A 22,127-nucleotide genomic window follows, 5' to 3' on the forward strand; every position below is an offset into this window, starting at 1 on the left:
CAGGAGCAAGCCTTTTGGGTTACCTTTTTGGCGTTTGAAAAAGGTGACCCGCCGTAAGGGCGGAACCCTAAGCCGCCATGACCGCAGAAACGGATATGTACCCCGTCAGCCAGAACAAATCATCGCCTGACCCACCGCCTTCGCGAGCAGGCTCACTCCTACAGTTTGAATCGAGTACATCAGCGAGAACAGGTCGGCTGTCGGGCCGCCTTCGCGAGCAGGCTCGCTCCCACATAAAAGCAAAGCAGCGCAGTTGCCCGCGGCAAAGCCGCCCCACTCAACAATGAGCGCAAGCTCGAGTACTGCTTTTGATCTTGATCCACCGGCGACGTCGGAAGGCTGAGTGGAGGGATTGATCCGGGCGTGGGAGCGCAGCGACCGTTCGACGCAGTCGAACACAGCGCAAGGAGGTGCAGCGAAGCAAACCGGATACGCTGCGCCCGGATCAATCCCGGAGCGAAGGAACCCGAGCCCGCGAGGGCCGAACGCAGGAGCAAGCCTTTTGGGTTACCTTTTTGGCGTTTGAAAAAGGTGACCCGCCGTAAGGGCGGAACCCTAAGCCGCCCTGACCGCAGCAATGGATATGTACCCCCGTCAGCCAGAACAAATCATCGCCTGCCACAACGCCTTCGCGAGCAGGCTCGCTCCCACATTCATCTGCGCCGCTCCTACATTCATCTGCGCCGCTGCCATCGATTGATCCGCCCTACGCATCAATCCATACCAACAATGCAATTAACAGATTGTTACATCTGCGCCACCATCCACCTCAATAAAAACCGTGCGCCGCCTCTCCGTAGCGCACGTCATAAAAGCGGTGGAGTACTTTTCTATGACAGCCTCAATCCCACAGAGCGGCTCGCGGGCCGGTGCCATTTTCCGGGTGACCTCGGGCAACTTCCTCGAACAGTTCGACTTCTTTCTGTTCGGCTTCTACGCCACGCAGATCGCGGCGGTGTTTTTCCCGGCGAGCAGTGAGTTCGCTTCCCTGATGATGACCTTTGCCGTGTTCGGCGCGGGCTTTTTGATGCGGCCGCTGGGCGCCATCGTGCTCGGTGCGTACATCGATGATGTCGGTCGGCGCAAAGGTCTGATCGTCACCCTGTCGATCATGGCCAGTGGCACGATATTGATTGTGCTGGTGCCCGGATACGAAACCATCGGCCTGTTCGCTCCGGCGCTGGTATTGATCGGTCGTCTGTTGCAGGGCTTCTCGGCCGGTGCGGAACTCGGTGGTGTGTCGGTGTACCTGGCCGAGATCGCCACGCCGGGCCGCAAAGGCTTCTTCACGGCGTGGCAGTCGGCGAGTCAGCAAGTGGCGATCATCGTGGCTGCCGCGCTGGGCTACGGTCTGAATCAGTGGATGGAGCCGCAAGCGGTGGCCGATTGGGGCTGGCGGATTCCGTTTTTCGTCGGCTGCATGATCGTCCCGTTCATTTTCTTCCTGCGCCGTAATCTGGCGGAAACCGAAGAATTCACCGCGCGCAAACATCGCCCGAGCATGCGCGAAGTGTTCCGCACCTTGGGCCAGAACTGGGGCGTGGTGCTCGGCGGCATGTTGATGGTTGCGCTGACCACCACCGCGTTCTACCTGATCACCGTGTACGCGCCGACCTTCGGCAAAACCGTGCTGCACCTGAGCACTTCCGATGCCTTGCTGGTGACGCTGCTGGTCGGCGTTTCGAACTTCTTCTGGCTGCCGATTGGCGGTGCGTTGTCCGACCGCATCGGCCGTCGCCCGGTGCTGATCGCCATGTCATTACTGGCGCTGGCCACGACTTATCCGGCGCTGTCGTTCCTGGTGCAGGCGCCGAGTTTCACCCACATGCTGCTGTCGCTGTTGTGGCTGTCGTTTATTTACGGCCTGTACAACGGCGCGATGATTCCAGCGCTGACTGAAATCATGCCAGTGGAAGTGCGCGTCGCCGGTTTTTCGCTGGCCTACAGCCTGGCCACGGCGATTTTCGGCGGCTTCACCCCGGCGATGTCGACCTTCCTGATTCAGTACACCGGCGACAAAGCCGCGCCGGGTTACTGGATGAGCATCGGTGCGCTGTGCGCGCTGTGCGCCACGCTTTATCTGTACCGCCGTGCCGGTGGTCGTCTGCAACCTGTCGCGGCCTGAGGAAAACTCGCCATGAAAAAGCTATTTACGGTCACCGCCCTGCTCGCCGGCCTTGCGTTTAACCTCGCGGCCCAGGCCGAAGAACTGAGCGTGATGACCTCCGGCGGCTTCACCGCTGCCTATAAAATCCTCGGCCCGAAATTCGCCGCGGCCACCGGCAACACGCTGACCACCAGCCTTGGCCCGTCGATGGGCAAGGCACCGGAAGCGATCCCCAATCGCCTGGCGCGTGGTGAGCATGCGGACGTGGTGATCATGGTCGGCTACGCCCTTGATGAGCTGATCAAACAGGGCAAGGTCGACCCCGCGTCTCGCGTCGAGCTGGCCGATTCGCGGATCGGCATGGTGGTGCGTGAAGGCGCGCCGAAACCGGACATCAGCAGTGTCGACGGCCTGAAGAAAACCCTGCTCGACGCGCAGTCGGTGGCCTACTCCGACAGCGCCAGCGGCGTGTACATCGAGCAGCAATTGTTCAAGAAACTCGGCATCGAAGATCAGTTGAAACCGAAGGCGAAAATGATTGCGAAGATTCCGGTGGGCTCGGTGGTTGCCACGGGCGACTATCAACTGGGCTTTCAGCAGGTCAGCGAATTGCTGCCGGTGCCGGGTGTGAGTTTCGTCGCGAAGATCCCGGAATCGGTGCAGTCGGTAACGCGTTTTGCCGCTGGCATTCCGGTCAAGGCCGAGCATCCAGAAGAAGCCAAAGCCCTGCTCGCTTATCTTGCCGCACCGGCCGCTCAGGCTGACGTGCAAGCCACCGGACTGGACTCGGTCAAGCGTTGATCGATGGCGGCTGCACGCGCATTTCCACGACCAGCCGCTCCAGTTCCAACGCCGCCGGGGTCAGCGTGCGATCCCGGCGCTTGATAATGCCGACGCTGCGCATCACCTGCGGCGTGGTCAACGGCACCCGCGTCAGGATCGGATGATCCGGCCCGGGCATCGCCATCAGCGGCACCGCCGCCACGCCCAACCCCGCTTCCACCAGGCCAATCATGGTCGTCACATGCCGCGTCTCGCAGATGCTCTGACGCTGCGGCACCACCCCGCCCAAGGCCTGATCGAGCAGGAAGCGATTGCCCGAGGTTTTGTCCAGCGCGATGTAGTCCTGCTGATAAAACTCGTCCCAGGTCACGCTATTGCGTCCAGCCAGCGGATGATCGCGACGGCAGGCGACAACGTAGCACTCCTGCACAAGCGGTTCGAACTCGACTTTGGCATCCTGCGTACCGAGAAAACTCAGACCGAAATCCGCCTCGCCATTGACTACCGCGCTCAGCACATCGTGAGCGCTGGAATCGAGGACTTTGACTTTGATTCGTGGGAACTGCTGGTGATAACGCGCGACCACCCGCGGCATGAAGTAATACGCCGCCGAGGGCACACAGGCGACGGTGACGTGGCCCAAACGCGTCGAGGCGACTTCGCTGATGCCGAGCAAGGCAATGTCGAGATCATCCAGCAACCGCTCGACGCTGGGCATGAAGCCGCGCCCGGCCTGGGTCAGGCTGACCTTGCGGGTGGTGCGCTCGAACAGTTTCACGCCGAGGGCGTCTTCAAGCTTTTCGATGCGTCGGCTCAGCGCCGGTTGCGACAGGCGTACGGTGTCGGCGGCCTTGCGGAAACTGCCCTGCTCGACCACGGCGCGAAAGGCTTGCAGGTCGTTGAGGTCGAAGTTAATGGCCATGGCGTTTCCGTGGATTGATTCGCAGGGGTTATAAATGTAACCAATTGATGCAAATTATTACAGCAACACCGAAAATCCCCTGTAGGAGTGAGCCTGCTCGCGATAGCGGTATCTCCGTCGACATGATCGGTGACTGACACACCGCTATCGCGAGCAGGCTCACTCCTACAAGGATCTTTGGTGGATCTGAAATTGATTCAACCCTTATCCTTGTCGCCCCCCGCCGTACCCGTAGTCAGGAGTCTTTCCATGCCCCATGAAGGCAATCTGTTGCAAGCCGCTGTCGTGTTTCTGTTCGCGGCGGTGCTCACCGTGCCTTTGGCCAAACGCCTGCAACTGGGCGCAGTGCTCGGTTATCTGTTCGCCGGGGTGATCATCGGCCCATCGGTGCTGGGCCTGATCGGCAACCCACAGAGCGTTGCGCATATTTCCGAACTGGGCGTGGTGCTGCTGCTGTTTATCATCGGCCTGGAATTGTCGCCGCGACGCTTGTGGGTGATGCGCAAATCGGTGTTCGGCGTCGGGCTGGCGCAGGTGCTGCTGACCGCGTCGGTGATCGGCGTGCTGGCCTTGTCGGTGTTTGGCCAACCGTTGAACAGCGCGATTGTGCTGGGCCTGGGTCTGGCGCTGTCCTCCACGGCGTTTGGCCTGCAAAGCCTTGCCGAACGCAAGGAACTGACCAGCCCCCACGGGCGCCTGGCGTTTGCCATTCTGCTGTTCCAGGACATTGCCGCGATCCCGTTGATCGCCTTGGTGCCGATGCTCGCCGGCGTCGACCATCACACCAGCACCGCCGACGATATCCGTCACAGTTTGCAGGTGCTCGGCGGTATTGCGGTGGTGGTGATCGGCGGTCGTTATTTGCTGCGCCCGGTGTTCCGCGTGGTGGCAAAAACCGGTCTGCCGGAGGTGTCCACCGCCACCGCGTTGCTGGTAGTGATCGGCACCGCATGGCTGATGGATCTGGTCGGTGTGTCGATGGCGCTGGGGGCGTTTCTCGCCGGGCTGCTGCTGGCGGATTCGGAATATCGCCATGAGCTGGAAGCGCAGATCGAACCGTTCAAAGGCCTGCTGCTCGGGCTGTTTTTCATCAGCGTCGGCATGGGCGCCAATCTCAGTCTGTTGCTCAGCGCACCGATCACCGTGTTGGGCCTGACCCTGTTGCTGATCGGCCTGAAATTGCCGCTGCTGTTTGTCGTCGGGCGTCTGGCCGGTGGTTTGAATAAAGTCAGTGCGATTCGCCTCGGTATCGTCCTCGCGGCCGGTGGTGAGTTTGCCTTTGTGGTGTTCAAAATCGGTCGCGATCAGGGCTTGTTCGAGCCGCGCCTGTATGACTTGCTAGTGTTGACAATCACCCTGTCGATGGCAGTGACGCCGCTGCTGCTGTTGATCTGCGCGCGTCTGGTCAGCCCGAAAGTGCAGCCGGTGGAAGTGCCGGAGCAGTTCCGCCAGATCGACACCGACGCGCCACGCGTGGTGATCGCCGGCATGGGTCGGATGGGCCAGATCGTGGCGCGGATTCTGCGCGCGCAGAACATCAAATTCGTCGCGCTGGACACCTCGGTGGAAACCATCGAATTGTCGCGCAGCTTCGGCGGCGTGCCGGTGTTCTACGGCGACCCGATGCGCCCGGAAATCCTCCACGCGGCGAAGGTCGGCGAGGCAGAGTATTTCGTCATCGCCACGGACGATCCGGAAACCAACATCAAGACCGCCGAAGTGGTGCACAAGCTCTATCCGCACATGAAAATCATCGCGCGCGCGCGTAACCGTCAGCACGTGCATCGCTTGGTTGACGTCGGTGCGGAGGCGATTCGCGAAACCTATTACTCCAGCCTGGAAATGAGCCGGCGTACATTGGTTGGCCTTGGTCTCACCCAAGCCCAGGCGGATGCGCGGATCAAGCGTTTCAAGCATCACGACGAACAGGTGCTGGAGGCGCAACACGCCGTTTACGACGACGCCGCCAAAGTCCTGCAGACCGCCCAGGAAGCGCGGGCGGAACTGGCCAAACTGTTTGAGTCGGATCAGCTCGAAGAGCAAGCGCGCAACAGCTGATCCTGCCTTGCACAGATCTAAATGTGGGAGCGAGCCTGCTCGCGAAAGCGTCGTGTCAGCTAACACTCCAATAGCTGACAGGTTGCCTTCGCGGGCTAGCCCGTTCCCACAGTGGTCGAGTCGAACCGATTTTCGTGTACGACATAAAAACCCTGTGGGAGCGGGCTTGCCCGCGAAGAGGCCGGCACAGTCAACATCAATCTTGCTGAAGTCAGGCCAGTTCCAGCGCGGGCGCAGGCTCGACCGCCGCAACTGCAAACCGATCCGCCAGAAACGGTGTGATGTCCAGCGGCAGCGGCTCGTCATTCACCAACTTGTCCAACAACACACCGGTAATCGCCGAAGTCAGAATGCCGGTGCGAAAGTGCCCGCAGGCATTCAGATAACCTTCCACCCCGCGCATCGGGCCGAGGATCGGTAATTCATCCGGCGAGCCCGGGCGCAGCCCTGCCCAGGTGCGTTTCAGGTTGACGTCGGCAAGCTCCGGCAAGCAGCGCACCGCGCCCTGCACCAGCCCGGCGATTTCCGGGTAGGTGGTGGTGACGTCGAAGCCTTTGTCCTCGGTGGTGCTGCCGATGAGGATTTCGCCGTTGTCCTTCTGCGCCACGTAGCAGTCGCTGGTGGTCAGGCAGCCGTTGAGGATTTTCGGCATGCGCTCGGTCAGTAGAATCTGCCCTTTCACCGGTTTCACCGGGATGCGAATCCCCGTGGCCCACTCGCTCAAATCCGCCGCCCAGGCGCCGGCGGCGTTAATCAGCGTCTTGCAGTGGAACACGCCCGCCTCGGCCGTCTGTACGCCAGTGACGCGTGTGCCGTGATGCAGCACGCCGGTGACGTTGGTGTTGACGAAAATGTCGACGCCGTTCTGCCGCGCGCCTTCCATATAGGCGTCGGCCAGACGAAACGGGCTGACCTGATGATCGCAAAGAAACTCCAGCGCTCCGCGTGCTTCATGGCTGACGCTCGGTTCCGCCTCGCGCAGCGCAGCCTGATCAAGCCAGCGCACCTGGTCGGCCAAATGCGGAATGCAGCCGACGATGTGCTCGGCATAGAGCCGGTCTTCATCGTCATAAATCACGAACTTCAGCCCGGTCTTTTCAAACTTGAAGTCCATGCCGTGGTTGTCTTTCAATTCGCGGTGCAGCGCCGGGTACAGCGCGTTGGACTGCAAGGCAAAGTCGAAAAACGATTCCGGCAGGATGTGCGGCGTGCTGGCGTCCACCGCCACCGCCGCGCCCTGGGTTTCTCGCTTGCGGTTGGCCGACATCATGCGGAAAAAAATCACTCCGCAGCCGAGGCCGACCGACTCGCCAATCGCCCACAAACCGCCGGCCGAAGCACGGGTCGCATTGCCGGGGCGCTTGGCGTCGATCAATGCAACCTTGAGGTCTTTGCGCTTCGATAACTGGTAGGCGCAGGACGCGCCGATCACGCCGCCGCCGGCAATGACCACATCGTAGAACTTACTCATGGGCAGCGGCCTCCGTGCCGAGGGACTGGAACGCGGAAAAAGGCACTGGATCAATCGGAAAGCGCGGGCGCAGCCAGCCGACATCCTGGCGGCCTGTGGCCTGGCGCAGACGATCAGTGCAATAGCCGACGCACATCCGCCCCTGACAATCGCCCATGCTCACGCGGGTGCGCATTTTCAGGCTGGCGATGTCTTGCACGCCCTGCTCCAGCGCCCGATCGATGTCGGCGCGGGTCGCGTGTTCGCAGCGGCAAATCACCGTGTCGGCCGCCGGCAAAGCCGTCTGGCCGGCGCCGCGTTCGGTGTAGCGATCCACCGCAGCACGGAAACGCACGATGGCTTTAAGTTTGCTCAGGTAACGGTCGCGGCGCACGCGGGCCAAGTCTTCTTCAAGCACGCCGCGTTGCAGCAGCATTGAAGTCGCGGCGATCCTGCCGGCCAGCATCGCCGCTTCACCGCCGCGAATCCCGCCCATGTCGCCGGCCAGGTGCACATGAGGCGCATTGCTTTGCTGCCAGATATTCGCATGAGCGCGCAGGTAGCCGTCGTCACTGAAACCGTGGTCGAGGCCCATCTGCTGACTCAGTTGGGTGCGTGGAATGAAGCCGTAACCGACGGCCAGGGTTTGCGCTTCGAAGCGCTCGACCCGCGACAGGTCCGGCTCCCAGGTCGCCGAATACGGGGCGACGCTGACGCTTTTCAGTTCGCCCTCGCCATGGGCTTCCACCACGCCCCAACCATAGTTCATCGGGATACCGTGTAATTTGAGGTACGCGAGCATGCTCAAGCCGTCGAGAAATAATTGCGGCTTGTTCAGCAGCGCCAGGCTTTCACGGGCAATTTTGCCGAAAGCGCAGGCCTCGTAGACACCCGCCACAGACACACCGGATGCATGCAACTGCGTCGCCACCAGCGGCAGCAGCGGCCCGGTGCCGGCGATGACCACCGGCCCTTGCGGTTTGACCACGCCACTTTTGATTTGCAGTTGCAGACCGCCGAGCAAAATGACGCCCGGCAGCGTCCAGCCGGGGAACGGCACACTACGTTCGTGGCAACCGGCCGCGAGCAGCAACTGTGGGTATTCGATTCGCTGCAATTGCTCCTCGTCGTCCAGCACCACCAGCGCCTGGGTACCTTCAGCGCCGACCACGCGGTGGTTGAGGCGTACGTCGATCAGCGCGGCGTGTTCATGGAATTCGCCATGCAGTTTCCCCAGTACCTCTGAATAGCGCGGCCCCAGATAATCCAGTTGCACGCCGTCACGCAGCGGCCCGCGATAGACCACGCCGCCCAGGCGCGAAGCCTCTTCAAGCAGGGTGCAGCGCACGCCGTGGCGCGCCAGTTCGATGGCCGCCGCCATCCCCGCCGGCCCGCCGCCGACAATCACCGGTGGCAGGCTCATACGACCTCCTGACCGACAACGCGGTTGACCTGGGTTTCAATCTGCATGCCGTCGCGCACCACGGTCTGACAGGCGCGCCGCTTGTGCCGACCGTTGATTTTCACCAGGCAGCACTGGCACACGCCCATGCCGCAATAGGCGCCGCTGATTTGATTGTGGTCGTTGCGTGCGATCTGCCGCACGCCGAGTGACTGGATGACAGTGAGTACGGTTTCGCCGAGGGCGGCGCTGACCGCTTGGCCATTGATGTGGACAGTCATGTCCGCCTGCACCAAGGGCTGGATATCGAAGGGTCTTTCTAGGCAGTTCATTGCGATGTTCGTCCGTGAAAATTTCAGGGGAGTTTTGCGCCAGCTCCTTGCTGCACTACACCGTGCGCCCCGTTTTTAATGCTTTCCATGGGGCGGCTGCGGTACTCCGTCAGCGCAACAGGGTGCGCGTCAAAGCACTGTAGCTCATACCTCAGCAAAGGCCTGGATCATTTACGTTAGGCGATATCGCCAGAAGAAATATTGATCCAGGCCAGTGAAACGGGTGGAAGGTTCAACGATCAGTTGGAGAAAACGAACTGGCCTTTGATCTTCTTCGCACCGAAAAAACCAAGGTCGGGAAACAACAGGTTTTTCAGCCACGCGACGTAGAAGATCATCGCCAGGGTGATTGCCACGCCGACCACCGTTCCGGTCGGGTCATCGCCGTATCCCTTGAACATGCGCGGCACCTGGCTGATCGAAAGCACCACGTACACGGTGTAAGCGTGAGCCGCGTTGCGATAAAAACCCCAGGCGAACAGCAACGGCACGCCGCCAGCCAACAGTCCGAGGCCGATGGCGAATCCGGTGCTGATGGTCAGCCCGAGAAGATAGCCCCCCACCAGACCGATCAGCGCCTGAACATAGATCAGCCCCAGAAGGATTTTGATCTTGCCGGCGTGACGCTCAAGCAGAGCCGGATCGGGGCGTGAGCCAATCAGGTACGCCAGCGCCTTGTCTTTCAGCGCACCGCCGGAGAACGCTTTGAACGTCTCGGTTTTCGAGCGGCCGGCATCGAGCATTTCGCTGACCTGACGTTTGATTTCCTTCTTGTCCAACGTGTTCTTCCTTAATGAATAAATGGGGGTGAAGCCGAGGTGCACTTCGGGTGCGGATTGTCGCTTTGTTGAGTCGCCGAAAGCAAAAGGCTCAGGGATGCCTGAGCATTGCGCAGTGACTAAACGCAATTTACCGACGTTGTTTAAATCACACGCGCTGTTACTGCATCAACCCTACAACGCCTTGCGTCGCTGCCTACGGGTGCATCAGAATCCGCCGGCTTACACAACTATGAGGCGGGATATATCGTTGCCCTGTCACTGCAAAACAGTGATCGGGTTTGGTAGCCCGTTTCTTGATAGTTGTATGGCGTCCCCTAAGCGGCCTCTATTTTCAGGCGCAGCTCTATATGGTGACCATGCGTGGGGCTCATTCGTGAGCGCCGGGGTTAACTATCTTGACCGGTCTACCAACCCGCGTGTGGCCGCCACCCTTCGTTTGGTAGCGATAGTGACGGCTCTTCATTCCTTCAAGGTAGAGAGTCAACTATGTTCAAAGTAACGCCAAACCCGCCAGAAGACGATTCGATCCCGTACGACCCGACGCTGGAGCCACAACGAATAAAAGAGGCCGCCGCTCGCGCCATTAACTTTTATCTGCCCCCAAAAACGTCGAAGACCACGATTGCGTCCCGCCGGCCCGGGCGGATCTTTCTCGTCGATCCTACGGTGGACGAGGAGACATTGCTCGTCGAAGCCTGTGAATCGCTGGCCGCGGCCAACGACATGGCCCGCGAGATAAGCACTGCCATCGACCCGGCACAGCGCCGATCAATGCTGATGTTGCAACAGGTGATCATGCTGAGTGAGCTGGTGGTCAATCGCGTGCTCGACAGCCGACGTGTGTCGAACTAGCCGCCACTGAGGCATGAGGGGGCACGCTCCCTCATTGCCAACACGCGCCGCGGCATTCTCATACCCGGACGCTCAAGCGGCTCTCATCGGAGTTTCAGCTGATGTCACAGACACCTCCCAACCCGGCGGCGGACATCAACGCCACGCCCTATAGCCCCAACACCCTGTTTAGGGTCAACCCGCAAGCCGACACCGAATCCCTGCTGGTCAACGCGTGCGAATCCCTGGCCTCCGCCACGGTGATGCTCGGTGATTTTGCCGCAAGGCTCGAAGGCTCACGGCGCAATACCCTGTTGGGCATTGCGCAAGTGGTCATGCTGGGCGAGTTGGCCGTAAACAAGGCGCTGGATAACGTTGTGCCTACCGAGTAATTCACCGCACCTGCAGTGGCAGCCCCAGAAAGCAAAAAGCCGCTTCCACCCGAAGGTGAAAGCGGCAGAGGCATCCTGCCTCAGAGGGATCAGTGCACGAACAGGGCGATCAGGATGATGATCGGGATCGGTACGCCGAGAAAGAACAGCAGTAATGAGCGCATGGGGACTCTCCTTTTAACGGACCGCAGTGGTCGTGGTGTAGGTGTCGACTTCGACGTACTCGACCGCATCGCGACGACGGCCGCCGAAGGTGGCTGCGAGGCTGGCGAAAAACGCACCGGCCAACAGCGCGACGAACATCCACAGCGAGGTGTAGGCAGCGACTTTCGCGGCGGTGTCGGCGGCTTGCTGGGCTTTCAGTTTGGCGTCGGCGATGGCTTTCTGCGTGCTGGCATAAATTTCATCGACACGGCGTTCGGCATCGGCCTGGGTCAGGTTGGTGCGTTGCGATACGAGCTGTGCGAGGTAGGTACGGTCCTCAGGGCTGAGCTGTCCGTTGGCCAGGCTCTGGGCGAAAATGCGGGTCACGGTGCCGCGCGCCGCGTCATCGCTGACGGCCGCCGGACGGTCATCGCGAAACAGACTGTCGACGAAGTAGCCGTACTGATCGCTGTCAGTGTTGGCGGCGGCAGAACCGGCCGCCTGACTCATCGCCCCGGCAGCGCCGCCAACGGCATTGGCACCGGCCTGCACACCGCCGCTGACGGCGCTGCTGACCGAACCGACCACCAGAACAGCGGTGACCAAAGTGGCTACGCACCAAGCCAGGAAACCGTGCGCGGTGTCGCGAAAGTAGACTTCATCACCGTGCATGTTGGCCCATTTCACCCGCAGCCGACCGGCTATATAGCCGCCCATGCCGGAAGCAATGATCTGCGTTACCGCCAGCCAGACAATCGTCGAAATGCCCAGGCCCTTGGCGCTGACGCCCTCTCCGGCCCACGGTGAAACAGCCGAAAAGCCCAGGCCGAAACCAAGCAGCACGAGGATCATCGACAGCGCAGCGGCAGCCGCGGCACCGGCGAAGATCGCGCCCCAAGACACGCCGGACACACTGCTCGACTCTTCCAAGGCAGGATAATAGTCATCAGGGGATCTATTCATTGTTGTACTGCTCCAGGCAGGAAAAATGGTGTTACAACTCGTCATGTGAGCAAGTGCAGTGACCGTGCCAGTCGCCAGAACAAAATAAATCCTTTGTTTTCAACCGGTTGAAAAACATTGATTTCTGTAGACCATGCAAAATGCAACGAAAGCCGGATAACAGCAGGTTTTATGCATTGGCGACAAAAGCAAACAGGCGCGAAATTTGCGTTGGCGCCGGCCGAACATGAAAGTTAATTTAAAGCGTCACGGCAAATTCTTGGCAAAATGATGCCATTGCGTTTAACCCGATCAGCAGGCCTGCCTATGACTCGAATCTTGACCATCGAAGACGACGCCGTGACCGCGCGGGAAATCGTTGCCGAACTGAGCAGCCACGGGCTGGACGTCGACTGGGTCGACAATGGCCGCGAAGGCCTCGATCGCGCCGTCAGCGGCAACTACGACTTGATCACCCTGGACCGCATGTTGCCCGAGCTGGATGGCCTGGCCATTGTCACCACTTTGCGCACCATGGGCGTAGCGACGCCGATTCTGATGATCAGTGCGCTGTCCGATGTCGATGAGCGCGTGCGTGGTTTGCGCGCCGGTGGCGATGACTACTTGACCAAACCGTTTGCCACCGACGAAATGGCCGCACGGGTTGAGGTGTTGCTGCGCAGGCAAAACAGCGTTGCCACCCAGGCCACCACGTTGACAGTCGCTGACCTGGAACTGGACTTGATCAGCCACGAAGCCCGGCGTGCCGAGCAGGTGCTGACGCTGTTGCCGACCGAGTACAAGCTGCTGGAATTTCTGATGCGCAACAGCGGCCAGATCCTTTCGCGGATGATGATTTTCGAGGAAGTCTGGGGCTACCACTTCGACCCGGGCACCAACCTCATCGATGTGCACATCGGCCGTCTGCGCAAGAAGATCGACGCCGCCGGCCACGTGCCGCTGATCCGCACGGTACGGGGCTCCGGCTATGTCATTGCCGAACCCGTCTGACGGCTGGCGCTCCTCCAGCAGCCGCTTGCTGGCGCTGTACAGTTCACTGTTCGTGGCGTGGAGCGCGATCCTCATGGGGGTCATGTATTACGAGGTGTCCGGCTACCTCGACAAGCTCGCCAAACACTCGCTGATGCAACGTCAGCATCTGTTCTCGCACTTTCGCGGCGAACAGCTTGAAGACGCCCTCGCCGCGAGCATGACCTTCGACATTCGCGGCATCGACGCCTACGGCCTGTTCGACGCCAACGGCGTGTACCTTGGCGGTGCGCTCCAGCAAATCCCCGAAGGTCTGCCGCTGGACGGCAAGATCCACATGCTCGCCGAGTGCGCCGACTCCGACGACCCGACCCTGCCCAGCGACAGCTGCGATGCCGTGGCGACGCAGACCCGCGACGGTCGCTGGCTGGTGCTGCTGCGTGACAACGGCTCGCTGTTTGCGGTAACACGGATCATCCTGCACGCGTTGCTCTGGGGGGTGTCGCTGACGATCCTGCCGGGGATCGCCGGCTGGCATCTGCTGCGACGGCGCCCGCTGCAACGGATCCGCGCGATTCAGGACCGCGCCCAGGCCATCGTCGCCGGGGATCTGGCCCAGCGTCTGCCGCTGTCCAATCGCCGCGATGAGCTGGACATGCTCGCCGCCATCGTCAACGCCATGCTGGAACGCATCGAGCGCTTGATGAACGAAGTCAAAGGCGTGTGCGACAACATCGCCCATGACCTGCGCACCCCGCTGACCCGCTTGCGCGCGCAGTTGTACCGCATGCAGCAACAGGCGGGCGAAGGCTCGCAGGAGGCGGCACAACTGGATCTGGTGCTGGCTGAAGCGGATACGCTGATGGCGCGCTTTCGCGGTCTGCTGCGGATTTCCGAATTGGAGGATCGTCAGCGCCGCTCAGGTTTTGTCGAACTCGACCCGGTGCAATTACTCGAGGAGTTACACGCGTTTTACCTGCCGCTGGCCGAGGAAGGTGATTTGCGTTTCCAGCTGAACATGCCGGAAACGCTGCCGCCCCTCAATGGCGACCGCGCGTTGCTGTTCGAGGCGCTGGCGAACCTGTTGAGCAACTCGATCAAGTTCACCCCGCCCGGTGGAACGGTGATGTTGCGCGGGGTCAACGCGGGCGGCCGAACGCGCATCGAGGTTCACGATTCAGGCCCGGGGATTCCCGAGGCTGAACGTGAAGCGGTGTTCCAGCGTTTCTATCGCACCGAAGGCGGACAACCACACAGTGGCTTTGGCCTCGGCCTGTCGATTGTCGCGGCGATTGTCAGCTTGCACGGTTTCAGCCTTGAAGTCGGCAGCAGCGATCTGGGCGGGGCGAAACTGCTGCTCGATTGTCGGCAGAGTTTGATTGAAAACTCCTGATCCCCACTTGAAACGCAACCCCTGTAGGAGTGAGCCTGCTCGCGAAGGCGTCGGGTCAGTCAATATAGGTATCGACTGGGACGACGCTATCGCGAAGGCGTCGGGTCAGCGACAAATGCGCTGAATGACACACCGCTTTCGCGGGCAAGCCCGCTCCCACAAGGGCTGGTGGTGCCGGAACCCTCTGCGGCCAGCCACAAAACAGTGTGGGAGCGGGCTTGCTCGCGAAGGCGTCGGGTCAGTCAATATAGGTATCGACTGGGACGACGCTATCGCGAGCAGGCTCACTCCTACAGGGGGATTGTGGTGTTCTCAGGTTGGGTAATTGGCCCGCAGGGCGTCGAGGCCGCCTTGGTAGATGCCAGTGAACAATGCCACCACTTCGTCATCGCTCACGCCGACGGCGTTAAAGCTTCCCGACCAGATGACCCGGGCGCCCTGCCCTTGGGCCTCGACCTTGATCGTTGCCAGATAATCACTCGCCGGGAACGGTGCCTGTTCGATTGAATAGCTGTAAGTCTTCGCGGCGTTATCAAAGGTTTGCAAGCGCTCGATCACCACGGCACCGTCCGCAGTGCGCAGGGTGCGGACACGCCCGCCTTCGCTCAGCTCGCTGCTGGCAATGAACGGCAGCCAATCCGGCAGGGTGTTGAAGCCGCCGATCAATTGCCAGACCTGTTCGGCCGAGGCCGGGATGTCAATGGTTGCGGATGCTGTTGGCATAAAAACCTCTCTCTCGAAGGATTCAGATAGTCGGATTTTAACGGAATGAACAGCGCAAAAACCTGTGGGAGCGAGCTTGCTCGCGAAGGCGAACTGATATTCGCCACAAAAATCTGATGTCAGTTTTTTTGCAGGCGTAATCGACCATTGCTCTCCACCTCGACACGTAGCGCGTCGTAACTGGCCAGCGTCGCGTGCGCCGTTTCAACAGGGTGTTGATGAGTAGTGGTGATGATCATCAGCGCAGCGCCCGCAGCCTCTGCCGCCTGAATACCGACAGCGGCGTCTTCGAAAATCAGGCAGTCCGCAGGCTCGACGCCAAGCCGTTTCGCAGCGAGCAAATAACCCGCAGGATCAGGCTTGCCGGCCTGTACGTCTTCAGCCGTGATCATCACCGCCGGTTCGGCAATTCCCGCTGCCGCCATTCGCCGCAGGGCCAGGTCCCGTGGCGCCGAGGTCACCATGGCCCAACGGTCTTGCGGCAAGCGGTTGAGAAATGCCGCTGCGCCGGGAATCTCGACAATGCCTTCAACATCGTCGATTTCCGCCGCGGTGATAAACGCCGCTTGCTCCTGCGCATTCACGCCCGCCAGGTTCAGGCGCGTGATCGTATCGATGGCCCGCGCGCCATGAATGGTCGGCAGAAACGCCTCGACATCGACGCCATGGCGCACGGCCCAGGCTGACCAGATGCGCTCGGCGGCGGCGATGGAATTGAGGACGGTGCCGTCCATGTCGAACAGGAAAGCGCCGAAGGCGCGCTCGAAAACCGATGTGTTAGCAGACAAAGGGGCAAATCCTCTGACAGATGGCCGGGCAGATGAGCCCGGCAATGTAGCATTGTCAGTGCAGGCGCGGTGCCTTGGCTTTGAACGCGCTCTCGACGCAATCGAGCAACTGGCCGATGGCCCACGGCTTCTTGATAAACGCGACCGTGTGCTTGACCCCCGAGGTCTCCGGCGTTTCATAGCCGGACATGACCATCACCGGTTTTTCCGGCCAGCGGTCGCCGACCAGATTGGCCAGGTCGGCACCATTGAGGGTGCCGGGCATGGTGATGTCGGTCAGCAACAGCGCGACGTCCGCCGCATGCTGCTCCAGATACAGTGATGCAGCGTCGGCGCTGATTTGCGGTTCGACCTTGAACCCTTCTTCCTGAAGAATTTCGCAGAGAAATTCCAGAATCAACGGATCGTCCTCGACAACCAGAATCAATCCGCCAGGAAGGTGCGCGCTCGACGTAGGTGTAGGGCACATGAACAGCACTCCCCCGAATTACATTTTCGAATAGCGGCTTGAATCCGCTGCTTATCTGGTATGAGCAGCGTGTCTTGCATAAATTCATTTTTGATACAGGTGTTTTCTACAAGGTGTTGTTTTCGGGCGGCAACGAGCGTCCCGAGCGCTCATTTATGGTTAAAATGCCGGCCCTTTTCTGGCCGATCCTGACCGATGAACCCTCAAGCCCTCGCCACCCTCCACGCCCATTTGCTGCCTGCACTGGCGGCAGCACCCAGCGAAACCCGCCGCCTGTTTCACGGCCGCGGACGTTGCTGGCCGGGGCTGGAGCAACTGACCGTGGATTGGTTACAGGGCGTGGTGCTGGTGTCGCTGTTCAAGGAACCGGCGCCGGAGCAATTGCAAGGTCTGAAGGGAACGCTGCTGCAACTGACCGCTTCGCCGCAATGGCAGCAGTGCGGCGCGCACACCTTGTTGTTCCAGCATCGATACCTGCCGCAAAGCACGGCCGAATGGCTGATCGGTGAGGAAATCGACGAAATGACCATCGTCGAGGGCGGCTTGCAGTACCGCGTCGACCTTGGGCGCAAGCAGAACACCGGGCTGTTTCTCGATATGCGTTTCGGGCGCAACTGGGTGCGCGAACAGGCGGCAGGCAAGCGCGTGCTGAACCTGTTTGCCTACACCTGCGGTTTTTCCGTGGCGGCGATCGAGGGTGGCGCCAGCCATGTGGTCAATCTGGATATGTCCCGCGCGGCGCTGAGCCGGGGGCGCGACAACCATCGCTTGAACGGCCACGACCTGAGCAAAGTGAGTTTTCTCGGCCACGACCTGTTCAAGTCTTGGGGCAAAGTGATCAACAGCGGGCCGTACGATCTGGTGATCATCGATCCGCCGTCGTTCCAGAAAGGCAGCTTCTTGCTGACCAAGGATTACCAGCGTGTCCTGCGGCGCCTGCCGGAACTGCTGACAGCGCAAGGCACCGTGCTGGCCTGCATGAACGACCCGTCGTTCGGCCCGGACTTCCTGATTGATGGCGTGACCCAGGAAGCGCCGAGCCTGCGCTTCGAACAGCGGCTGGACAACCCGCCGGAGTTCCCCGATATCGACCCGCAAAGCGGCCTCAAGGCCCTGGTCTTCCAGCGCATCACCTGACACACCAGCAATTCCTAGGAGCGAGCCTGCTCTCGAAGGGGCCTGTACAGTCAGAATCCCCGCTGCCTGACACACCGCCATCGCGAGCAGGCTCACTCCTACATTGGCTGCGGCTAGACACAACAGCCACTGAAGCCACAAAAACCTGTGGGAGCGAGCTTGCTCGCGAAGGCGCCAGCACAGCCAACATCCCCGCCGCCTGACCCACCGCCTTCGCGAGCAGGATCACTCCTACATTGACTGTGGCTAGACACAACAGCCGCAAACACCACAAAAACCTGTGGGAGCGGGCTTGCTCGCGAAGGGGCCTGCACAGTCAACATCTCCGCCGCCTGACCCACCGCCTTCGCGAGCAGGCTCACTCCTACATTGACCGCGGCTAGACACAACAACCGCAAACACCACAAAAACCTGTGGGAGCGGGCTTGCTCTGCGCGCATCAGTCCCCAGCCGGCGCCTCAGCGCGAATCGAGTGCCATGCCGCTTGCGCGAGTATTTCGCGATAGGCGGTCGGACTGCCCTTGACCCGGCCTGCCAGCCAGGCCCGGCAATAGCTGTCTGCCTGGCCGATGATCAGCGATGGCAACAGTTCGGCGGGCAGTTGCTGAAGTTCAGCGGCGCGCCCGGACTCAGCCAGCCATTGGCGCAGACGCAGATTGCGCGTTTTGTTGCGCTCGGCCAGTTCCTCCTTGAACGGCCCTTTTGTCACGGCAAAGCGCGCGTGGTACTGAAAGCGCGCCCACTGCGGCTGTTGCTCGACCCAGTCGACGTAGCTGAAAACCAGCGCCTGCACGCCTTCTTCGGTGGTCTTCGCCGCGTCCAGATACGCATCGCGCAGGCGCGCCTGATCCTCCAGCGCGGTGAAAAACAGCGCCGCTACCAAACCTTCCTTATTGCCGAAATGATGGTAGATCGCGCCGACGCTGGTGTCGCATTCGGCGCGAATCATCTCGATGGTGGTGGCCTCGATCCCCTGTTCGTTGAACAGGTTCAGGGCCTTGCGAAAAATATCGCGCTTGAGTTCGGCGCGGCGGCCGGGGTAGCTGCGTTCCAGTAAATCGGCGGTGTCCATGCTGCTTGAGGCCTGAAAACGAGGTGGAAAAAAGGCAGGTATTGCCCGTGAGAAAACACGCCTAGGTTGACAGATTTCCCTCAGACAGAATACCGTTCCGTTACAGAACATTATTCTGTAACGGAACATCATTCTGCCAACCAGCCTAAATCAGGGGTCTTTCTCATGAGTCAGTCGCTCAGCATGTTCAACAGCGTCGGTGCCGACGCTTTCAGCAAAATGGCCTGCCAGTTCGCACCGTATTTCAGCACCATCAATCCGCTGATCAGTGAGCTGCGCCCAAACGCAGCTACCGTGCAGGTGCCGTTTCGCAAGGAGATCACCAATCACCTCGGCACGGTGCATGCGATCGCCCTGTGCAACGCGGCAGAACTGGCCGGCGGGATGATGACCGATGTGTCGATTCCCGACGGCGCTCGCTGGATCCCTAAAGGCATGACCGTGGAATATCTGGCCAAAGCCAAGACCGACGTGACCGCCGTCGCCAGCGCTGAGGGGGTGGATTGGCACAGCGATGGCGACAAGATCGTCACCGTCGACATCCACGATAGCGAAGGCAAGAAAGTGTTCACGGCGCGGATCACCATGAACGTCAAGCTCGGTTGAGATTGCAGGCACAAAAAAGCCCTTGCTGCGCGGTTCGCAACAAGGGCTTCTGGCCTGCAGCCAAATCAGTGCAAGGTCAGGCGCTGACGGACAAATGCTTCAACGTGGCGACTGGTCTGATCCAGGTGCCGGTCACGCTGTTTTTCCGCATCGAGCATCGCGCGCTTGCCGTTTTTCTGCAGCAGGTAGGTGTGAATCTGTTGCACCTCCAGCGAACGGTAGATCGGCGTCGTGTCGATAAAGCCGCGCAAGCCGTTGCTGCGGTAATGCCGGGTGCTCATCAGCACCTGGGTTTCGCGCTGACCGATCACCTCGAAACCCATCGCTTCAAAATACGGCACCTTGCCGACGCTACACGCCAGTTCCGCATGGGGATACCGCCCGACCATCTCGGCGATCATCGCCCGCGCCACACCCTGACGGCGATGCCCGTCGCGCACCGCCAGGTAAGCGACGCTGCACGCTTCCCAATCGCCCTGCACCGGCAGGTACAACAGAAAGCCGATGACCTGTTCCGGGTCGTCATCAGCGCTGGCAACCAGCAACTCCACCTCGGTGCCCTTCTCGCCATTCAACGCTTCCAGATACAGATGCACCTCATAGCCGACCGCGTACTGATAAACGTTGTACAACAGATTGCTCGGGCCGAGGCCGACGGCGCTGATGTCGGTCAGGTAATCGACGACCATTTGCAGGATCTGGCTGTTGACGCTTTCGGGGCATGGGGTTGTGTAGTGGGTGATGCGTGGCATGGGCGGACTCCGGCGGAAAACCGCGACATCATACCCTGTGCTTTCCCCCAGGCATGCACGGATCACAGACCGCTCACTTGATCCGATAGTGAAAGGTATTGCGCACCGCCGGCACGGACACCGCGACGCCGTCGATGATCCGCGGCTGATACTTGAACGTCTGCGCCGCGGCCAGCGATGGCCGGATGAACAGCGGATGGCAGCCGTCGAGGACCCTGGGGTTCTCGACCCGGCCCTGCGGGTTGACCGTGTACTCCACGGAGCAATCGCCTTCGATATTTTTGTCCAGTGCACGCTCCGGATACTCCGGCGCTTCTTTGCTCAGCGGCAGGTATTGACGGCTGTCGGCGAGCGCCTGCTGACGGGCGCGCTCGGCCTGCTGCGCTTGCTGCTGCGCCGCTTGCTGTTGCGCCAGCCGTTGCTGCGCAGCGGCGGTTTCTTGCGCTTGCTGCTGCTCGCGTTGCTGCTCGACCTGTTGCTCGCGCTGGCGTTCCTCCACGCGTTTGCGGGCCAATGCCGCGGCTTGCGGTTTGTGTGCCGCAGGTTTTGCCGCCGCGAGCGGTTTCGCAGGGGCGACGGCAGCAGCCACCGCCGGCTCGACGATCGGCGCAGGCGTGGCAACGGGTTCAGGTGCCGGAGCGGGCGCGGCGGGCGCGACCATCACCAGTTGCGTGGTCAACACGGGCGGCGGTTTGACCTCAGGCGCCGGCGCCGACCATGTGTGGATGAGCAAGCCCAGCACCACCGCGTGCAGTGCCAGCGCCAGCGCGGCGGCGAGACTGTGCTGGCGCAAATTCCGCCGGGGCATGGACGCGGTCATTGTAGCAGGACTGTGCATGATCATCGCCGTCATTGCGGGGCCTCGGTCACCAGGCCGAGGTGGCTTACCCCGCCCTGCTGCAACACCGCCATCGCCGCGACCACCCGGCCATAACCGGCGTCCTTGTCGGCGCGGATGTACACCTGAGTGTCGGGGCGTTGCGCGACAATCTGCTCGACCTTGGCGCGCATGTCATCGAGGGCGACGGCACTGTCGGTTTGATGCTGCGTATCCAGTTCGCCGCCCAGGTTCCAGTAATAACCACCCTCGGCTTTTACCGACAGCGTCAGAATCTGCTGGCGCGTGTCGCTGGCCAGGGCTTCGCTGGCAATTTTCGGCAACTCGACTTTTACCCCCTGGGTCAGCATCGGTGCGGTCACCATGAAAATCACCAACAGCACCAGCATCACGTCGATGTAAGGCACCACGTTCATTTCGGCCTTGGGGCCGTGCTTGCGTTGCGGCCGGACGAGCATCGTTGTCTCTCCTTCACGCCGCAGCGGCAATGTTCATTGGCGTGCCGTGCAACTCGCGATGCAGGCGCACTTGCAGTTCGTTGCCGAAGGCGTAGTAACGCGTCAGCAGGGTCTGGCTGCGCGCCGCAAACCGGTTGTAAGCGATGACCGCCGGGATCGCCGCGAACAGGCCGATGGCGGTGGCAATCAACGCTTCGGCGATGCCCGGCGCAACCGTTGATAGCGTGGCTTGCTGGACCTGAGACAAACCGAGGAAGGAATTCATGATGCCCCACACGGTGCCGAACAAACCGATGTACGGGCTCACCGAACCGACCGTGGCGAGGAACTGCAAACCTTTTTCCAGTTGCAACTCCTGCTCGCTGATGGCCACATGCAGAGCCCGCTCTACGCCTTCCTGGACGGCATCGGCGTGATTGCCGGCGTGCTGATTGAGGTGGCGAAACTCAGCGAATCCAGCATTGAAAATCGGCTCGATCCCCGCCTCGGCATCATCGACCTGCGCCGTTTCGCGGTACAGCGGCAACAGTTCCGGGGTCAGACGAAAACGCTGGAGGAACGCGCTCAACTGACGGTCGCGCCGTTGCAGCACGCGGCCGCGCTGGATGATCAGATACCAGCTGACCAGCGAGGCCAGTAACAGGGTGAGCATCACGGCTTTGACCAAAAGACTGGCATCGCTGATCAGCCCCCAGATCGTCATGTGTTCGAGCGTGGCCTGCATGGTGAATCTCCTTGTGGGCAATGGCCGGTGCG

At 60.9% G+C, this 22,127-nt stretch carries 22 protein-coding genes and 1 pseudogene; 9 read left to right on the forward strand and 14 right to left on the reverse strand.

Annotated elements, in window-relative coordinates; all coding sequences use genetic code 11:
- Window positions 1–832 precede the first annotated feature (832 nt).
- On the forward strand, window positions 833–2,125 hold the full coding sequence (locus tag HU765_RS24220) for an MFS transporter (RefSeq protein ID WP_186551841.1): 1,293 nt from the start codon (window positions 833–835) through the stop codon (window positions 2,123–2,125).
- A gap of 12 nt (window positions 2,126–2,137) precedes the next feature.
- The gene (locus HU765_RS24225) at window positions 2,138–2,908 is read left to right on the forward strand and encodes a substrate-binding domain-containing protein (protein WP_186623431.1); all 771 of its coding nucleotides are present in this window, start codon (window positions 2,138–2,140) and stop codon (window positions 2,906–2,908) included.
- Here the strand turns inward: HU765_RS24225 and HU765_RS24230 are convergent.
- A complete protein-coding gene (locus tag HU765_RS24230; protein ID WP_186623432.1) occupies window positions 2,898–3,812 on the reverse strand; it encodes a LysR family transcriptional regulator in 915 nt (304 codons plus the stop codon). The two genes, HU765_RS24225 and HU765_RS24230, sit on opposite strands and share 11 nt — an antisense overlap.
- Window positions 3,813–4,061: 249 nt before the next feature.
- On the opposite strand from HU765_RS24230, the gene HU765_RS24235 reads away from it, so the two are divergent.
- Window positions 4,062–5,870, forward strand: a complete 1,809-nt coding sequence (locus HU765_RS24235; protein WP_186623434.1) for a monovalent cation:proton antiporter-2 (CPA2) family protein — start codon at window positions 4,062–4,064, stop codon at window positions 5,868–5,870.
- A gap of 211 nt (window positions 5,871–6,081) precedes the next feature.
- Here the strand turns inward: HU765_RS24235 and hcnC are convergent, their stop codons facing one another.
- From hcnC to HU765_RS24255, 4 genes are all read right to left on the reverse strand, one after another.
- Window positions 6,082–7,341 carry a cyanide-forming glycine dehydrogenase subunit HcnC gene (gene hcnC, locus HU765_RS24240; protein ID WP_186623435.1) on the reverse strand — a complete coding sequence of 420 codons (1,260 nt, stop codon included), beginning with the start codon at window positions 7,339–7,341 and terminating at the stop codon, window positions 6,082–6,084.
- Window positions 7,334–8,743: a cyanide-forming glycine dehydrogenase subunit HcnB gene (gene hcnB / locus HU765_RS24245; RefSeq protein ID WP_186623437.1), complete on the reverse strand. Its 1,410-nt coding sequence runs from the start codon at window positions 8,741–8,743 to the stop codon at window positions 7,334–7,336. Before hcnB ends, hcnC begins: the two co-directional genes overlap by 8 nt.
- The gene (locus HU765_RS24250) at window positions 8,740–9,054 is read right to left on the reverse strand and encodes a (2Fe-2S)-binding protein (protein ID WP_186552596.1); all 315 of its coding nucleotides are present in this window, start codon (window positions 9,052–9,054) and stop codon (window positions 8,740–8,742) included. The genes hcnB and HU765_RS24250 overlap by 4 nt, the downstream gene beginning before the upstream one ends.
- A 239-nt stretch (window positions 9,055–9,293) precedes the next feature.
- Window positions 9,294–9,833 carry a hypothetical protein gene (locus tag HU765_RS24255; protein WP_186623438.1) on the reverse strand — a complete coding sequence of 180 codons (540 nt, stop codon included), beginning with the start codon at window positions 9,831–9,833 and terminating at the stop codon, window positions 9,294–9,296.
- Between the two features lie 489 nt (window positions 9,834–10,322).
- Between HU765_RS24255 and HU765_RS24260 the strand changes: the two genes are divergently transcribed.
- Entirely contained in the window at window positions 10,323–10,688 is a 366-nt protein-coding gene (locus HU765_RS24260; RefSeq protein WP_186623439.1) for a hypothetical protein, read from the forward strand.
- Window positions 10,689–10,810: 122 nt separating this feature from the next.
- Window positions 10,811–11,059, forward strand: a pseudogene (locus HU765_RS24265) (DUF6124 family protein); the annotation flags it as partial.
- Between the two features lie 177 nt (window positions 11,060–11,236).
- On the opposite strand, the gene HU765_RS24270 reads toward HU765_RS24265, so the two are convergent.
- Entirely contained in the window at window positions 11,237–12,166 is a 930-nt protein-coding gene (locus HU765_RS24270) for a hypothetical protein (protein WP_186623440.1), read from the reverse strand.
- Window positions 12,167–12,472: 306 nt separating this feature from the next.
- Between HU765_RS24270 and HU765_RS24275 the strand changes: the two genes are divergently transcribed.
- The gene (locus tag HU765_RS24275; protein ID WP_186552591.1) at window positions 12,473–13,156 is read left to right on the forward strand and encodes a response regulator transcription factor; all 684 of its coding nucleotides are present in this window, start codon (window positions 12,473–12,475) and stop codon (window positions 13,154–13,156) included.
- A complete protein-coding gene (locus HU765_RS24280) occupies window positions 13,134–14,528 on the forward strand; it encodes a HAMP domain-containing sensor histidine kinase (protein ID WP_186623441.1) in 1,395 nt (464 codons plus the stop codon). The genes HU765_RS24275 and HU765_RS24280 overlap by 23 nt, the downstream gene beginning before the upstream one ends.
- Window positions 14,529–14,840: 312 nt before the next feature.
- On the opposite strand, the gene HU765_RS24285 is transcribed toward HU765_RS24280, so the two are convergent.
- The 3 genes from HU765_RS24285 to HU765_RS24295 all read right to left on the reverse strand — a co-directional run bounded on the left by HU765_RS24285 (window position 14,841) and on the right by HU765_RS24295 (window position 16,508).
- Complete coding sequence (locus tag HU765_RS24285) at window positions 14,841–15,251, reverse strand: SRPBCC family protein (protein ID WP_186623442.1); 411 nt, start codon at window positions 15,249–15,251, stop codon at window positions 14,841–14,843.
- A 119-nt stretch (window positions 15,252–15,370) separates the two neighbouring features.
- Entirely contained in the window at window positions 15,371–16,039 is a 669-nt protein-coding gene (locus HU765_RS24290; protein ID WP_186623444.1) for an HAD-IA family hydrolase, read from the reverse strand.
- A 55-nt stretch (window positions 16,040–16,094) separates the two neighbouring features.
- Window positions 16,095–16,508: a response regulator gene (locus HU765_RS24295; RefSeq protein WP_186552509.1), complete on the reverse strand. Its 414-nt coding sequence runs from the start codon at window positions 16,506–16,508 to the stop codon at window positions 16,095–16,097.
- A 195-nt stretch (window positions 16,509–16,703) separates the two neighbouring features.
- Between HU765_RS24295 and HU765_RS24300 the strand changes: the two genes are divergently transcribed.
- A complete protein-coding gene (locus HU765_RS24300) occupies window positions 16,704–17,645 on the forward strand; it encodes a class I SAM-dependent methyltransferase (RefSeq protein ID WP_186623446.1) in 942 nt (313 codons plus the stop codon).
- 439 nt (window positions 17,646–18,084) lie between these two features.
- On the opposite strand, the gene HU765_RS24305 is transcribed toward HU765_RS24300, so the two are convergent.
- A complete protein-coding gene (locus tag HU765_RS24305) occupies window positions 18,085–18,717 on the reverse strand; it encodes a TetR/AcrR family transcriptional regulator (RefSeq protein ID WP_186623448.1) in 633 nt (210 codons plus the stop codon).
- A 165-nt stretch (window positions 18,718–18,882) separates the two neighbouring features.
- On the opposite strand from HU765_RS24305, the gene HU765_RS24310 reads away from it, so the two are divergent.
- The gene (locus tag HU765_RS24310) at window positions 18,883–19,323 is read left to right on the forward strand and encodes a hotdog fold domain-containing protein (protein WP_186623450.1); all 441 of its coding nucleotides are present in this window, start codon (window positions 18,883–18,885) and stop codon (window positions 19,321–19,323) included.
- Between the two features lie 65 nt (window positions 19,324–19,388).
- Here HU765_RS24310 and HU765_RS24315 read toward each other — a convergent pair whose 3' ends face one another.
- From HU765_RS24315 to tolQ, 4 genes are all read right to left on the reverse strand, one after another.
- Window positions 19,389–20,075, reverse strand: a complete 687-nt coding sequence (locus tag HU765_RS24315; protein WP_186552505.1) for a GNAT family N-acetyltransferase — start codon at window positions 20,073–20,075, stop codon at window positions 19,389–19,391.
- 73 nt (window positions 20,076–20,148) lie between these two features.
- Window positions 20,149–20,928 carry an energy transducer TonB gene (locus HU765_RS24320; protein ID WP_186623452.1) on the reverse strand — a complete coding sequence of 260 codons (780 nt, stop codon included), beginning with the start codon at window positions 20,926–20,928 and terminating at the stop codon, window positions 20,149–20,151.
- On the reverse strand, window positions 20,925–21,371 hold the full coding sequence (tolR, locus tag HU765_RS24325; RefSeq protein WP_186552503.1) for a protein TolR: 447 nt from the start codon (window positions 21,369–21,371) through the stop codon (window positions 20,925–20,927). The genes HU765_RS24320 and tolR overlap by 4 nt, the downstream gene beginning before the upstream one ends.
- Window positions 21,372–21,384: 13 nt before the next feature.
- Window positions 21,385–22,095, reverse strand: coding sequence for a protein TolQ (tolQ, locus tag HU765_RS24330; RefSeq protein ID WP_186623454.1), 711 nt, complete (start codon window positions 22,093–22,095; stop codon window positions 21,385–21,387).
- Between the last annotated feature and the right edge of the window lie 32 nt (window positions 22,096–22,127).

Source organism: Pseudomonas sp. SWRI81 (genome assembly GCF_014268545.1).
GTDB classification, from domain to species: Bacteria; Pseudomonadota; Gammaproteobacteria; order Pseudomonadales; family Pseudomonadaceae; genus Aquipseudomonas; species Aquipseudomonas hamedanensis.

Excerpts from the sequence above, each read along its gene's own strand:
- HU765_RS24315 (WP_186552505.1), bottom strand. The coding sequence starts at position 20,075 with ATGCCACGCATCACCCACTACACAACCCCATGCCCCGAAAGCGTCAAC.
- HU765_RS24280 (WP_186623441.1), top strand. The coding sequence starts at position 13,134 with ATGTCATTGCCGAACCCGTCTGACGGCTGGCGCTCCTCCAGCAGCCGC.
- hcnC (WP_186623435.1), bottom strand. The coding sequence starts at position 7,341 with ATGAGTAAGTTCTACGATGTGGTCATTGCCGGCGGCGGCGTGATCGGC.
- hcnB (WP_186623437.1), bottom strand. The coding sequence starts at position 8,743 with ATGAGCCTGCCACCGGTGATTGTCGGCGGCGGGCCGGCGGGGATGGCG.
- HU765_RS24305 (WP_186623448.1), bottom strand. The coding sequence starts at position 18,717 with ATGGACACCGCCGATTTACTGGAACGCAGCTACCCCGGCCGCCGCGCC.
- HU765_RS24220 (WP_186551841.1), top strand. The coding sequence starts at position 833 with ATGACAGCCTCAATCCCACAGAGCGGCTCGCGGGCCGGTGCCATTTTC.
- HU765_RS24295 (WP_186552509.1), bottom strand. The coding sequence starts at position 16,508 with ATGTGCCCTACACCTACGTCGAGCGCGCACCTTCCTGGCGGATTGATT.
- HU765_RS24230 (WP_186623432.1), bottom strand. The coding sequence starts at position 3,812 with ATGGCCATTAACTTCGACCTCAACGACCTGCAAGCCTTTCGCGCCGTG.
- HU765_RS24260 (WP_186623439.1), top strand. The coding sequence starts at position 10,323 with ATGTTCAAAGTAACGCCAAACCCGCCAGAAGACGATTCGATCCCGTAC.
- HU765_RS24235 (WP_186623434.1), top strand. The coding sequence starts at position 4,062 with ATGCCCCATGAAGGCAATCTGTTGCAAGCCGCTGTCGTGTTTCTGTTC.
- HU765_RS24250 (WP_186552596.1), bottom strand. The coding sequence starts at position 9,054 with ATGAACTGCCTAGAAAGACCCTTCGATATCCAGCCCTTGGTGCAGGCG.
- HU765_RS24270 (WP_186623440.1), bottom strand. The coding sequence starts at position 12,166 with ATGAATAGATCCCCTGATGACTATTATCCTGCCTTGGAAGAGTCGAGC.
- tolQ (WP_186623454.1), bottom strand. The coding sequence starts at position 22,095 with ATGCAGGCCACGCTCGAACACATGACGATCTGGGGGCTGATCAGCGAT.
- HU765_RS24320 (WP_186623452.1), bottom strand. The coding sequence starts at position 20,928 with ATGACGGCGATGATCATGCACAGTCCTGCTACAATGACCGCGTCCATG.
- HU765_RS24225 (WP_186623431.1), top strand. The coding sequence starts at position 2,138 with ATGAAAAAGCTATTTACGGTCACCGCCCTGCTCGCCGGCCTTGCGTTT.
- tolR (WP_186552503.1), bottom strand. The coding sequence starts at position 21,371 with ATGCTCGTCCGGCCGCAACGCAAGCACGGCCCCAAGGCCGAAATGAAC.
- HU765_RS24310 (WP_186623450.1), top strand. The coding sequence starts at position 18,883 with ATGAGTCAGTCGCTCAGCATGTTCAACAGCGTCGGTGCCGACGCTTTC.
- HU765_RS24285 (WP_186623442.1), bottom strand. The coding sequence starts at position 15,251 with ATGCCAACAGCATCCGCAACCATTGACATCCCGGCCTCGGCCGAACAG.
- HU765_RS24300 (WP_186623446.1), top strand. The coding sequence starts at position 16,704 with ATGAACCCTCAAGCCCTCGCCACCCTCCACGCCCATTTGCTGCCTGCA.
- HU765_RS24275 (WP_186552591.1), top strand. The coding sequence starts at position 12,473 with ATGACTCGAATCTTGACCATCGAAGACGACGCCGTGACCGCGCGGGAA.